Genomic DNA, 12,471 nt, shown 5'->3' with positions numbered 1-12,471 from the left:
GGGATCGGATGGGCGTCACCCTCGCCGGCACGGTTCTTTCCCGGCATCGCCTCGTTGTCCTGGGCATTCGACCCTCGGAGGCGCACCCATGCCCAGGACACTCCCCACCGTGCGGCTCGCGGCGGTATTGGTGGCGGCCACCATCACGGCGGCCACTTCCGGGAGCGGCCCCGCGTACGCGGTGGAGCGCTGCACGGTGTCGTCGAAGACCGTCGACAACCCCGCCTACAGCGGCCCCTGGCCGGACAACTGGGACTTCAACGTGAAGGCGTGCGTCACCACATCCGGAGCGAACATCCGGCACTGGGCGACGATCTCCTGGGATCTGCCCGAATCCTCCAGCCGCGCGGGTTCCCTCTTCAACCCCACTGGCACGAACGTCGAAGTGACCGCGATGATCGAGGGCGGCGGTTTGGCCGTGACGAAGCGGACGGACCTGGCCCAGAGCCTGAACCGGGCGAAGGACGGGTCCATCACTCCCGCGTCCTACTCCTCGCACTGGCCAAGCCGCGATCGCCTCTTCACCGACGTGATCGTGTTCCTCGACTGGAAGGGCGACGGGAAGGGACCCCAAAAGCTGCACTTCGTTCCCTCCCCCTCCCTCCCCGGCTCGGGCCGTTGACGCCTGCCGGCCGGGCGGTCGATGCCCCATACCTGACAGACGGCCGTCCCGGCTGACCTCACGGTCCCAGCAGGCGGGCCGGCTCTATCACGCCGGCGACAGCAGCAGCGAAGCGACCCGGTCCCGTGGCCGGCCAATGCGGTCCTTGGGCCAGGCCACTTCCACGCGCAGGACGTACGCGTCCCCTGCGCTGATTGCCTGCGCCTGTTCCCGGAGGTCCGCGTCCGTGAAGCTGAGCCAGCCGCCGGCCCGTCCCCGGACGCGGGGAGCCGGCGGCCCCTGTGGCCGCGCCCACGGCGCCGGGCCGGAGCCCCCTGGCGGGGAACGAATGTGCCGCCGGCGACGGGGCGGTATCGCGCGGTACAGCGCGCATGGCTTCAAGACAGGCCAGGCGGTGAAGGTCGCATTCGAGGGAGGCTTCGCCAAGGCTTCCAGGGCCCGCGGTCCTTCTCCTGCGTAGTCGTCCGTGCGGGCCTTGAGCTAGTAGTTCAGGACAGCGCCGGCGATGCAGCCGGCAAGCTCACCCTCTTCGCCGTCCCCAAGCACCGCGTCTTCTGGGCGGGGGGGTGGGCAGAGCTTTTTCCTTCCAGAAGGCTAGGTTGTCCCGGGTGGTGAGGGTGTCGGGGTGCTCGGCGCCCAGCACCCGTACGTGGTCGTTCAGCAGGTCGGCGAAAGCCGCCGCGGCTCCGGCCTCATCCCCCGCCACCCCCTGGCAGGACGCCAGAATGCTCCGGGTGCCAAGGGTGTCGGGGTGGTCAGGACCCAGCACCCGCATCTGGTCGTCCCGCAGGTCGACGAACGCCGTCACGGATCCGGCCACATCCCCCGCCTCCCACCGCCAGCGGGCCAGGTTGTTCCGGGTGGTGAGGGTGTCGGGGTGCTCGGCGCCCAGCACCCGTACGCGGTGGTCCAGCAGCTCGGCGAACGCCGTCACGGCTCCGGCCGCATCCCCCGCCTCCCCACGCCAGCGCGCCATGTTGTCCCAGGTGGCGAGGGTGTCGGGGTGGTCAGGGCCCAGCACCCGTACGTGGTCGTCCAGCAGCTCGGCGAACGCCGCCGCGGCCCCGGCCGCATCCCCCGCCATCCCCCGACAGAGAGTCAGGTTGTTCCGGGTGGAGAGGGTGATGGGATGGTCGGGACCCCGCAACCGCATCTGGTGGTCCAGCAGCTCGGCGAACTCCGCCGCGGCCCCGGCCACATCCCCCGCCTCCCCCCGACAGCGCGCCAGATTGTTCCGGGTGGCGAGGGTGCTGGGGTGGTCGGGACCCAGCACCCGCATCTGGTCGTCCAGCAGCTCGGCGAACGCCACCGCCGCTCCGGCCGCATCCCCCACATCACCCCGCCGGGAGGCCAGGTTGTTCCGGGTGGAGAGGGTGTCGGGGTGATCGGCACCCAACACCCTTAGACGGTCATCCAGAAGCTCGGCGAACGCCGCCGCGGATCCGGCCGGGTCCCCCGCCTCTCCCCGCCAGAGAGCCAGGTTGTTCCGGGTGGTGAGGGTGCTGGGGTGGTCGGCACCCAGCACCCGCATCTGGTCCTCCAGCAACTCGACGAAGGCCACCGCGGCCCCGGCCGCATCCCCAGCCTCCCCCCGACAGCGCGCCAGGCTGTTCCGGGTGGCGAGGGTGCTGGGGTGATCGGCACCCAACACCCGCATCTGGTCCTCCAGCAGGTCGGCGAATGCCGTCGCTGCTCCGGCCGGGTCCCCCGCCTCTCCCCGCCAGAGAGCCAGGTTGTTCCGGGTGGTGAGGGTGTCGGGGTGGTCGGCACCCAGCACCCGCATCTGGTCCTCCAGCAACTCGACGAACTCCGCCGCGGCCCCGGCCGCATCCCCAGCCTCCCCCCGACAGCGCGCCAAGTTGTTCCGGGTGGCGAGGGTATCGGGGTGATCGGGACCCAACACCCTCAGCCGGTCCTCCAACAGCTCGGCGAACGCCGTCACGGATCCGGATGCGTCCCCCGCCTTCCCCCGACAGCGCGCCAGGTTGTTCCGGGTGGTGAGGGTGTAGGGGTGGTCGGCACCCAGCACCCGCATCTGGTCCTCCAGCAACTCGACGAACTCCGCCGCGGCCCCGGCCGCATCCCCAGCCTCCCCCCGACAGAAAGCCAGATTGTTCCGGGTGATGAGGGTGCTGGGATGATCGGGGCCCAGCACCCGTACACGGTCGTCCAGTAGGTCGGCGAACGCCGCCGCGGCTCCGGCCGCATCCCCCGCCTCCTCCCGCCAGCTGGCCAAATGGCTCCGGGCGGTCAGGGTGTCGGGGTGGTCAGGACCGAGGTGGCGGCTGATGCCGGCGACGAGCTGGCGGAAGTGGCCGAGGGCAGCCGCGACCTGACCGCTGTTTCCTAAGCTCCGGCCCGTGATGTACAGCACCGCATGCGCCCGCGACCGGTACAGGGTGTCCTCGGCGCAGCCGGTGAGGGCGCTTGTATTGGCGCGCAGTGCCTGGCTGAGGACGGTGTCGCGTTCCACTCCGGGCCAGGCGGCGACGAGGGCGTCGGCGGCGGTGTGGGCAAGGCGGTCGTGTTGGTCGGGAGTATGGGTGTCGCGGGTGGTGCGCTGGATGAGCTGGTGGACTCGGACGGCCTGGTGAGGGGTGCTGGGGGCGTGGTCGATGAGGCTGAGTCGGTCCAGCGCGCGCAGGGCGCGCACCGCGTCGCGGGGAGAAACGGGTGCGGCCCCGGTGGAGTCCGACCCGGTTCGTGTGCGGTGTTGGGTGAGGTGGCTGAGGGCCGGGGCGCTGGTGAGGACGGTTTGGGGGATGCCGTTGGGATCCAGCAAGGCGGCCAGGTCGAGCATGGGTCGGGCCAAGCCCGCCGGTGCGAGGGCGTCGGCTCGGGCGAGTGACAGGGACCAGGCGGCGGCCAGAGGGAGGTCCTGGTCGTCCGGGAGCCGGTCGGGGGCGGTGTCGGCGAGGGTGGTGGCGCGATCGGCCAAGAGCTCACGGTATGCGGCGATGGTCTCGCCGGAGTCGATGAGATAGGCAACGGCCTGGGCGAGCGCCAGCGGGAGGCGCCCGAGCTCCTCGGTGAGGGCGGCGAGTTGCTCGTCGGGTTCGTGTCGGTCATGGGCGGCCAGGGCCCGGGTGAGGTAGGTGGCGGCTTCGTCCTGGGTGAACAGTCCGACGTCGATGCGGCGGCGTCCTTCACCGGTCAGGGCGGCGTCGCGGCGGCGGGTGGTGACCAGGGTCCGGCCATGGGCGCCGGCGGGCGGCCACAGGCCCCGCAAGTCGTCAGGGTCGGCGACATCGTCCAGGACGATGAGCCACCGGCATGGCTGCGCCCCGCTGTTGGGGGCCAGCCCGGCCAGGAAGGCCTGTGCAGCCTGTTCGGGATCGTTGGGGTCGGTAAGAAGCAGCTCGGTGGCGGCCTGCGCGTAGCTGGCGACTACGGCCGAGCGGCTGCTCGCAGTCACCCAGAGCAGGACGTCCAGGGTGCCGTCATGCCAGGCGGTGCGGGCGTAGTCGGCTGCGAGCTGGGTCTTGCCGACCCCGCCCATGCCGATCAGGATTTGGCCGAGTACGGCCGTGCCATCGCGAGCGACGGCAGCCCGCAGCCGGGTTGCTTCGAGGCGGTTCTGGTACGTCACCGCTCGGGAGGGGATGACCCCTACCTGGTGCGGCCAGGGCGCCGGTCTCCGGGGCGCGGCGTGGATGGTGACCTGGCCGGCTACACCGATCGCGATGCTGTGGTCGACGGCCTGAACCGTGCCGACCTCCGGTCGACCGCCACCCGAAGGGAGCGCAAGCGGGCTTTGAGTAGCCGGTCCGTTCAGCCCTGGGACGGATCCGGCCCTGAAGGGGGGCCGATCGTCGCACCCCCGTTGAGTATGGCGGCGGCGATCGAGCCGTTGTCCGCCGTCACGTTCACATCCCGGCCGGCGGCGATTCCGCCCTGACCGGCCGAAACGCCGGCCTGCGGAGCATCCTGCCCCAGCAGCGCACGGAGCTCGTCGGCGGCCTGTTCGCGCTGTTCCTCATCCAGGCTCTCCAGGAACCCGATGAACCAGGCTTCCCAGAAGGCTTCCTGGCGCAGCCGCACCCGCTCCACCTGCTCCGGCCCTGCCGCCTCCAACACCCTCGCGGTCTGATCAAGCCGTTCCAGCTCGGCGCTCTCCCGCTGAGCGTTGCCCCCACGACCGAACCAACCCGCCGCTCGCTGCCGGAACCCGGTCCACACCTCTGTACCCGCAGCCTGGACCACTGCCGTACCACCGGCCGCAGCCAACGCGGCTAACCCCTCCGCCAGCATGCCGCCCCGCCTTCCCCCAGGAGACCGAACCCGGCCTCAGGCCTCTCACAGCACACGCATTCCACCAAACAAGTGCCGCAGCCACTACCCGTTTCGTCAAGACGACCCGGAAACCAGCATGGGAGAGGCCACCGGCGTCCCCAACAGATCGACCTTCCTCTGGTTCGGAGAACGTCAGCCTGCCGGTGGGTCTCTACACGGCGGCCACCGACAGCCACACAATCCGCTTCCACCAGCTCCAGCGCGGGACCGCAGACCGGATCCGGAACCGGAACCGGCGCGTGAACGAGCGCACTGGCGACGAGGTCGACCTCGCGGACATCGTGACGGGCTGCGACACCGGAGCCGAGTATGTGATCGTCGAGCCCCAGGAGCTCGACGAGGCTACGTGATCTTGTTCCTCGACTGCAAAGGCGGCGGGGAAGGACCCCAGAAGCTGCACTTTTCGCCGTCCCCCTCCCTCTCCGGCTCGGCCGTTGAGGCCTGCCAGCCAGGCGGTCTACGCCTCAGGCCCGGCAGGCGGCCGTTCTGGCCGACCTCATGATCCAGCGGACCTGCCGGGTCGGCCGCGCCGACGACTCCAACAACAGCGGGCGGACACGAGCCGCGGTCCTGGGGTCAGGCCACCTTCACACGCAGAACGTACGGCTCCCCCGTACTGATGGCCTGGGCCTGCTCGCACAGATCGGTGTCCGTGAAGCCGAGCAGCGCTTCGTCGGCGGCGCGGCGCAGCAGCGGCAGGATCTCGGCGACGGGCCGGCCACGTCTCGCTTCGGCGAGTTCGGCGAAGGCCTGTTGGTAGGGGGCACCGTGCGTGCTCGCGCTGTCGGCCAGTAGGTGGTCAAGGTGCTGTCGCTCGATGCTGATCTCGCCCATGACCCGCTCCTTCGGTCCTCCGGGGCCCCATCCGGTCGGGGGACCTGGGTCGGGACCAAGCTCCGCTGGGACCTGGCCGTCGACGAGGCCGAGCGCCAAGCCCTGCTCGGGCTGGCCGAGGACTACCCCACCACCACCGTCGCCTACGAAACCGCACCCTGACACCACAGCCCGTCCCCACACCCCAGCACGACCTCCGGAAGCGCCCCTCAGGAGAGACCGGCATGACGACACCACGAACCCTTGGCCTGGCCCTGGCCGCATGTCTGACCCTGGCAGCCCTCCGCGCGTCGCCGGCTGCCGCCCTCCATCGTAATGAGGCGGCGCCCTGGCGGACATTGAGCCAGGGCACCGCCGAAGACCAGGGCGACGGGTTGCAGGCATGCGTCGACGAGGCGCGGGAAGAGAGGTCCCAAGCATGGACCTGCATGGGCGGAACGCTCCGGGTCACCGAGGACAACCAGGGCCGGTCGACCGACGCCGCGTACATCGTCGCCGAGGACTCCATCGCGACCGCGAGGTCGCGCGTGGCAGCTCCGACCAAGGACGACTATGACTCGTGGTGCGAGAACGGCACGATTTGCAGCCGGAAGATCAACGACTACACGGCGGAGGTGAAAGGAAACGGTGCCTACGGGAACAGCAAAGGGGTGATCGGCACCTTCGACGTCATCTACCGGCAATCATTCGACGGGAAGCTACCTCGCTGGCGCACCCTCTCGACTGGGACAGCGGACCGGAAATCAACCCCGGGACCTGGACGAACAACTGCCGCGTCAACGTCAGCAGCCGCCCGGACGACTACTGCGGAAGGAACGACGTCAACCTCGCCTCGGTGAACGCCAAAACGCCACGCGCGTGGTGGCCAAGCGGCGATCGGTGGGCATACAACGACCAGCGTCTGACGGGCAACGGAAACTACCACGACGACCACGAAGGAGAATTCACCGCCTTCGGACACCAGCAGCTGTTCAAGGCCGGCGTGCTCCACACCGGCCGCTGGACCAAGTGCAACTCGAATACCGGCTGCCAGTACTACCAGGTGCCCTGGAAGCCGTAGCCGTAGCCGGTTCGAGGCGCGTGATTCATCAGCCGCGGGACTGCTCATCCGTCGCGGCGAGGCTCTTCAGTTCATCCGCGCACAGCCGTGCGAAGTCCTCGGAAAGGGCCACGGCCACGCCGCGGGCCTCGGCCCCGGAGCACAGGTGATCGAGCACGTCCTCCACACCAGCGAAGCCGCCCACCGGTCGCAGGAGCCACACTCGACCCACGGGACGTGGGGGGATGCCGACACGGGCCAGATCCGCGTTGGCATCCCTTTCCTGAGTCTCCCGCCCGGTCTCAGGAACCGGGTGGCAGGCAACGTCGATGACGTGGTTCGCCTCATCGAGGACGGTTTCGATCTGCCAACGTGTCGAGCGATCCGGAACCCAGGTACGCGCACCCGACGGCCACACGTACGACAGGAACACCCACATCGGGGCATCAGGCGCGAGCGACCAACCCCACTCCCCCAATTCCCGCACCTCCGGCAACCGGTCCGGCTCCAACTCCGTCACCCCGGAGCGACGCTCCGCCAACCCGTGCGGACGACCATGCACATCCCATGACATACCTGCGCACAGTACCTGCCGCAGGCCAGAACGAACGCTTCGCCCGCCCCTGAAATCACGATGCTCCATAAGCCTCGATTCCCTCGACGGCGCACTTGAGGCCACAACGGGCTTGTGAGCCGGAGCGCCGGCTCGCCCGCCCGGGGCGGGCTCGCGGGATCGTTTGCTTCGCGAGCCCGCCCCGGGGCGCTGCGTTGGCCAGCGTCTTAACTGCATCACGCGAGGCCACGTCGCGGAGACGGCGCTCATGGCACCAGTAGATTCCCTCCGGATGCCGGTCGCGCGTCGCGTTCCGGTAGTCCGGTGGTGAACTCCGGTCGCTGCGATGGAGGATCTCGGGTTCGGCACTCGAAGGGGCCGCTCACACCTCTAGGATTGAACGATCACACGAGGTGGGGGCGTTCATGGGTGAGGGTGAGGGCGAGACCACGGCGGCAACGCGCGGCCAAGCGGTGGAGATCATCCGGGCTGCCCTGCGGCGCGAGTACGAAGGGCTCATCGCGCTGGAGGACGTGCGGGAGCGACGCGATCCAAGCCTGGTTGAGCAGGTTTTCGTCTCACGTGCGCTGGCCGCGATGTCGATCCAGTTGCTCACCGGCTGTTCACCCGCGCAGGCTGCGGCGGCGGTTACGGACGGCATGGACGATCAGGGCATCGATGCCATTGGCTACTCCGTGTCCGCACCGGAATTGTGGCTCGTACATGCCAAATGGAGCGACCAGGGCAAGGCGTGGTTCGGTGTCGATCGCGCGCTGATGCTGCTCCATGGCCTGCGCCAGTTGGACAACCGCGACTTCGACAGGTTCAACGGCCGTGTGCGTGAGCACGCCGCGCGTGTGCGTGACATTCTCGATGCGCCTGATTGCCGGGTTCATCTTGTGGTGGCGGTCATGGGTGAGCAGGCGTCCAAGGAGCAAGCACGCCAGGTCATTGAGCAGGCCGCGGCGGACTTCGGCACGGAGGTGGATTGCCACGTCCTGGCTCTGCCGGACTTCCACGCGGCCGCCCACCGCGGTGCGGTGCCCAGACGTGCTGATGTCACCGCCACGATGCTCGGCAGTTGGCACACGCGGAACATTCCGTATCGGATGTTCAGCGGACTGGTCGCGGCCGATGAGATCGCGCTGTGGTATCAACAGCACGGAACTGGCCTGTTCGAACAAAATGTGCGGGGCAGCCTCGGCGCGACCGCGCTCAACCTCGGTCTCGTGGAGACCCTGCGGACAGCTCCCGAAACCTTCTCTTACCTGCACAACGGCATCACCGTATTGTGCGAATCCATTGAGACCGAGTTCTTCGGCCGTCCCGTCGAAGGCGCTCCGGTCCGACTGCGCCTGAAGGGCGCCGCCGTTGTGAACGGTGCGCAGACGGTGACTTCCGTCTACCACGCCCACGACGAGGACCAGGAGAACCTCTCATTGGCGGCCGTGCCAGTGCGGTTCATCTCCGTGGCCGGCGCGCCCGCGGATTTCGCTGCTTCGGTCATCGCTGCGACACATACCCAGCACCACACCGGACGCCGGGACCTGGTTGCGCTCGATGAGGTACAGGCCCTCATTCGCGAGGACTTCCGCGTCACCCTGGAAAAGGAGTACGTCTTTCGTCGGGGGGAGCTGGTTCCGGCGCCGATGGCGGGCTGCTCCCTCGAGGAGGCTGCCGTGGCTCTGGCCTGCGGTCACCCGGACGCTGCGCTCAGTGCCGTGGCCAACGCCTCAACCGAGCATCTGTGGGAGTCACATCCGGAAGGCCCCTATACCCGATTGTTCGGACGCCGGCCGAGCGCTCTGCAGATTTGGCGTTCGGTGATGCTCCTGCGCGCCGTCCGTGAGGCGTTGCATGATCTCAAGCCCCTTCTGTTCGGGCGTGCGGTTGCCATTGCCGAGCGCGGCGACCTTCTCGTGGCACACCTGGTGTTTCGGCTCGATGAGGCCGAGGGCATCGAGGACCCCGACGTCGATTGGGATCCGCTGTCGGCCAATCTGGCCGATCATATGAAGCAAATCGTGTCGGCGTTGATCCTCTGTGTTGACAACCTCTTCGGCAGCAGCTCCTTCATCGCGCCGATCTTCCGGAACCCGACCCGATGCCAGGAGATCGCGCAAGCTGTTCAGAGGGTCCTCGCCGACGGAACACCCGTCCCGCACCTGTTCACCTCCTCGCCGCCTCCACGGCCTCGCAGGCCCAGCTCGTCGCGCCTCCTGGTGGAGCGCGGGCGGATCGCTGAAGGGGCTCAGGTGCTATATCAGCCCGGACGTGTGGAGGAAAAGGCCATCGGCGAGTGGCTTGACGAAGATCCTCGCCGCTACCTGGCTAGCTGGACCAACGATCCCCTGCGGCCCTTGCGATGGGCCGCCGATGGACGCCAGTACTCCGTCAACCGGCTGACCCGCCATATCTGGCAGAGTGCCGGATGGCGTGAGGCGTGGAGCTCCGTCCAAGGCCCTCGGTACTGGGTGGTCCCGGGCGAGGGTAGCCTCGCCGAGCTCGCCGAGTCGCTCTGGAACTCCGATGCCGTCCAGGACGCAGGCGAGTGAGCGCGCCTGGCGTGCGCCGTCACGTGGGGCGCTACGAACTCGGTGAACCCATCGGCCGGGGCGGAATGGGGCAGGTCTGGGCAGGGCATGACCCCGAACTGGGCCGGCACGTCGCCATCAAGCTCATTCTTCCGCGGGAGGAATCCACCCCCACGGACGCGGAGGCCAGGATCGCCCGCTTCCGACGCGAGGCCCAGATCATGGCCCGGCTGGCCCATCCCGGAATCCCCCAGATCTATGACATCGTCCCCGATACCGCTGGCGGTGAACGCCTCTACATCGTCATGCAGCGCCTGTACGGCTCCACACTGCGGGACATTTGCACTTCCTTCGGTCTCCTGCCCATCTCGTGGGCGGTCTGCCTGGGCGTCCACCTGTGCTCGGTGCTGACCTATACCGGGAGCGTGCCGCTGGTCCACCGCGACCTGAAGCCCGCCAACATCATGGTCACGGATAACGGTCTTGTGATGGTGCTGGACTTCGGCATCGCCGCACTGCTAGACGGCAACCAGACCACTCTCACGCCCACGGGCAGCGCCTTGGGCAGTCCTCGGTACATGTCGCCGGAACAGATCCAGGCCGGTGAGGTCACGCCACGTAGCGATCTTTACTCTTTGGGATGCGTCCTGTACGAACTCCTCACCGGTCAAACCCCGTTCACCCAGGACAACGTTCACAGTGTCCTCTACCACCACGTCCACGAGGCACCCGCTCCGGTGTGTCAAGTACGCCCTGAGATTCCGCGCGATCTGGACCTCCTGATAGGCCAACTACTCGCCAAGCGCCCGGAGGACCGACCGGCATCGGCGCAGGAGGTCCTCGCACGTCTGGTGGCACTGCCCGCGGACCGGCGTGACGCGCGGGCCGGGGGAGACTGGCCGCCGGGTCTCCGCGTCCTGGCTCATGCCGGATCCTCATGGTTCAGCGCTCCCCCCGCCGACGCGCGCTCCCCCGTCCTGGACATCGACCAGGTCAGGCGGGCGGACGCATTGTTCGAGGAAGAGGAGTTTGCACAGGCGCTGGCGCTCTACGAGAGCCATCTGGCCGCGCTTACCTCACAGGGGGCGCAGGAGGGCGTTGAGGCACTCAAGGTCCGCGGGCAGGTGGCCTACTGTCAGATGAAGCTGGGCGAGGTGGCCCGAGCCTTGGAGTTGTTCGAACGCGTCCTGAAGACAGCCGGCGACGCCCTCCCGACAGACGACCCGTTTCTCCTCAGCACCCGTCGCCGTCACGGTCTGCTCCTGCACTCCGCCGGCCGGCTGTTGGAGGCCTTCCACGTGTTGGTCGCCCTCTATCCCGACCTGCTCCAGCATCAAGGCGCGGAGTCCCCGGAGACCCATCGCGTACGCGATGCCTTGAACCGCCTGCGGCGGCAGCTGCGACCCAAAAAGTAGAAGACGCACTAGTGTTCTGAGTCTGGAATTCTGTTCAGATGTAGTCTTTCGGTATGGCGATGGGGCGACCGAAGGCCGAGTTGGTGCTCACGGATGAGGAGCGGGCCGCGCTCGAGGGCTGGGTGCGGCGCCGCTCGACGCCGCAGGCGTGGGCCTTGCGTTGTCGGATCATCCTGGCCTGTGCCGATGGTGCGACAAACAAGGACGTTGCCGTTCAGGTCGGTTCCACGCCTCAGGCGGTGGGCCGCCGGCGGGCCCGTTTCGTGCAGTACCGGATCGCGGGCTTGGGCGACATGCCTCGTTCGGGAGGTCCGAGGACGGTGACGGACGAGCAGGTCGCCGCCCTCGTCGCGAGGACTCTGGAGTCGGTGCCGAAGGAAGCGACGCACTGGTCGACGCGGTCGATGGCCAAGGAGACGGGTCTGTCGCAGTCGACGGTGTCGCGGATCTGGCGGGCGTTCGGCCTGCAGCCGCATCGGACTGAGACGTTCAAGCTGTCCACTGACCCGTACTTCGTCGACAAGGTGCACGATGTCGTCGGCCTCTACCTGGACCCGCCGGAGCGGGCCTTGGTGTTCTGCGTGGACGAGAAGTCCCAGATCCAGGCCCTGGACCGGTCCCAGCCGGTGCTGCCCATGATGCCGGCGGTGCCGGAGCGGCGGACGGCCGACTACGTCCGGCACGGCACCACCACTCTCTTCGCCGCGCTCGAGGTGGCCACCGGCAAGGTGATCGGATCCCTGCACCGCCGCCACCGCGCCGAGGAATTCAAGAAGTTCCTCGTCAAGCTCGACAAGGAAGTCCCCGACGACCTCGAGATCCACCTCGTGCTGGACAACTACGCCACCCACAAGACTCCGGACATCAAGAAGTGGCTGCTGGCGCACCCCCGGTTCCACCTGCACTTCACACCCACCGGATCGTCCTGGCTGAACCTGGTGGAGCGGTGGTTCGCCGAGCTGACCAACAAGCAGATACGGCGAGGCGTTCACAAGTCCGTCCAGGCCCTCGAGAAAGACATCCGCGACTGGATCGCAACCTGGAACAGCGACCCGAAGCCCTACGTCTGGACCAAGACCGCAAACGAAATCCTCGAACGCCTCGCCAGCTATCTGAACAGAATTCCAGACTCAGAACACTAGTAGGACTCCGTTAGGTCTTCCGGTTGCGGCTGTCCTTGT

General features: G+C 68.2%; 12 protein-coding genes. 8 read left to right on the top strand and 4 right to left on the bottom strand.

The features are described 5' to 3' along the window. The first annotated feature begins 88 nt into the window (after positions 1-88). Positions 89-622, top strand: coding sequence for a hypothetical protein (locus ACZ58N_RS27380; protein ID WP_471164946.1), 534 nt, complete (start codon positions 89-91; stop codon positions 620-622). Between the two features lie 520 nt (positions 623-1,142). Here ACZ58N_RS27380 and ACZ58N_RS27375 read toward each other — a convergent pair. Beyond that, positions 1,143-4,211: a tetratricopeptide repeat protein gene (locus ACZ58N_RS27375; protein WP_471164944.1), complete on the bottom strand. Its 3,069-nt coding sequence runs from the start codon at positions 4,209-4,211 to the stop codon at positions 1,143-1,145. Positions 4,212-4,393: 182 nt separating this feature from the next. Continuing rightward, complete coding sequence (locus tag ACZ58N_RS27370) at positions 4,394-4,873, bottom strand: hypothetical protein (protein ID WP_471164942.1); 480 nt, start codon at positions 4,871-4,873, stop codon at positions 4,394-4,396. Between ACZ58N_RS27370 and ACZ58N_RS27365 the strand changes: the two genes are divergently transcribed. Then, a complete protein-coding gene (locus tag ACZ58N_RS27365) occupies positions 4,804-5,265 on the top strand; it encodes a Ku protein (RefSeq protein ID WP_471165169.1) in 462 nt (153 codons plus the stop codon). The genes ACZ58N_RS27370 and ACZ58N_RS27365 overlap by 70 nt on opposite strands. A 226-nt stretch (positions 5,266-5,491) precedes the next feature. On the opposite strand, the gene ACZ58N_RS27360 is transcribed toward ACZ58N_RS27365, so the two are convergent. Further along, positions 5,492-5,749, bottom strand: a complete 258-nt coding sequence (locus ACZ58N_RS27360; RefSeq protein ID WP_471164940.1) for a hypothetical protein — start codon at positions 5,747-5,749, stop codon at positions 5,492-5,494. Between ACZ58N_RS27360 and ACZ58N_RS27355 the strand changes: the two genes are divergently transcribed. The 3 genes from ACZ58N_RS27355 (at position 5,720) to ACZ58N_RS27345 (ending at position 6,809) form a co-directional block, all read left to right on the top strand. Beyond that, entirely contained in the window at positions 5,720-5,911 is a 192-nt protein-coding gene (locus ACZ58N_RS27355; protein ID WP_471164937.1) for a hypothetical protein, read from the top strand. The two genes, ACZ58N_RS27360 and ACZ58N_RS27355, sit on opposite strands and share 30 nt — an antisense overlap. Before the next feature lie 62 nt (positions 5,912-5,973). Then, positions 5,974-6,588: a hypothetical protein gene (locus tag ACZ58N_RS27350; protein ID WP_471164934.1), complete on the top strand. Its 615-nt coding sequence runs from the start codon at positions 5,974-5,976 to the stop codon at positions 6,586-6,588. Next, positions 6,585-6,809, top strand: a complete 225-nt coding sequence (locus ACZ58N_RS27345; protein ID WP_471164932.1) for a hypothetical protein — start codon at positions 6,585-6,587, stop codon at positions 6,807-6,809. The genes ACZ58N_RS27350 and ACZ58N_RS27345 overlap by 4 nt, the downstream gene beginning before the upstream one ends. A 28-nt stretch (positions 6,810-6,837) precedes the next feature. On the opposite strand, the gene ACZ58N_RS27340 is transcribed toward ACZ58N_RS27345, so the two are convergent. After that, a complete protein-coding gene (locus tag ACZ58N_RS27340) occupies positions 6,838-7,362 on the bottom strand; it encodes a DUF5956 family protein (protein ID WP_471164929.1) in 525 nt (174 codons plus the stop codon). 404 nt (positions 7,363-7,766) lie between these two features. Between ACZ58N_RS27340 and ACZ58N_RS27335 the strand changes: the two genes are divergently transcribed. The 3 genes from ACZ58N_RS27335 to ACZ58N_RS27325 are packed head-to-tail and all read left to right on the top strand — an operon-like array spanning position 7,767 to position 12,432. Then, the gene (locus ACZ58N_RS27335) at positions 7,767-9,896 is read left to right on the top strand and encodes an AIPR family protein (RefSeq protein ID WP_471164926.1); all 2,130 of its coding nucleotides are present in this window, start codon (positions 7,767-7,769) and stop codon (positions 9,894-9,896) included. Then, the gene (locus tag ACZ58N_RS27330) at positions 9,893-11,290 is read left to right on the top strand and encodes a protein kinase domain-containing protein (protein ID WP_471164923.1); all 1,398 of its coding nucleotides are present in this window, start codon (positions 9,893-9,895) and stop codon (positions 11,288-11,290) included. Before ACZ58N_RS27335 ends, ACZ58N_RS27330 begins: the two co-directional genes overlap by 4 nt. Before the next feature lie 59 nt (positions 11,291-11,349). After that, the gene (locus ACZ58N_RS27325) at positions 11,350-12,432 is read left to right on the top strand and encodes an IS630 family transposase (protein WP_471165167.1); all 1,083 of its coding nucleotides are present in this window, start codon (positions 11,350-11,352) and stop codon (positions 12,430-12,432) included. The last annotated feature ends 39 nt before the right edge of the window (positions 12,433-12,471 follow it).

This window comes from Streptomyces sp. NPDC040432 (assembly GCF_055595445.1).
The sequence above is the reverse complement of the archived record's forward strand: the minus strand, read 5'-3'. Positions and strand labels throughout refer to the sequence as shown.

Excerpts from the sequence above, each read along its gene's own strand:
- ACZ58N_RS27350 (WP_471164934.1), top strand. The coding sequence starts at position 5,974 with ATGACGACACCACGAACCCTTGGCCTGGCCCTGGCCGCATGTCTGACC.
- ACZ58N_RS27335 (WP_471164926.1), top strand. The coding sequence starts at position 7,767 with ATGGGTGAGGGTGAGGGCGAGACCACGGCGGCAACGCGCGGCCAAGCG.
- ACZ58N_RS27380 (WP_471164946.1), top strand. The coding sequence starts at position 89 with ATGCCCAGGACACTCCCCACCGTGCGGCTCGCGGCGGTATTGGTGGCG.
- ACZ58N_RS27370 (WP_471164942.1), bottom strand. The coding sequence starts at position 4,873 with ATGCTGGCGGAGGGGTTAGCCGCGTTGGCTGCGGCCGGTGGTACGGCA.
- ACZ58N_RS27325 (WP_471165167.1), top strand. The coding sequence starts at position 11,350 with ATGGGGCGACCGAAGGCCGAGTTGGTGCTCACGGATGAGGAGCGGGCC.
- ACZ58N_RS27360 (WP_471164940.1), bottom strand. The coding sequence starts at position 5,749 with ATGGGCGAGATCAGCATCGAGCGACAGCACCTTGACCACCTACTGGCC.
- ACZ58N_RS27340 (WP_471164929.1), bottom strand. The coding sequence starts at position 7,362 with ATGTCATGGGATGTGCATGGTCGTCCGCACGGGTTGGCGGAGCGTCGC.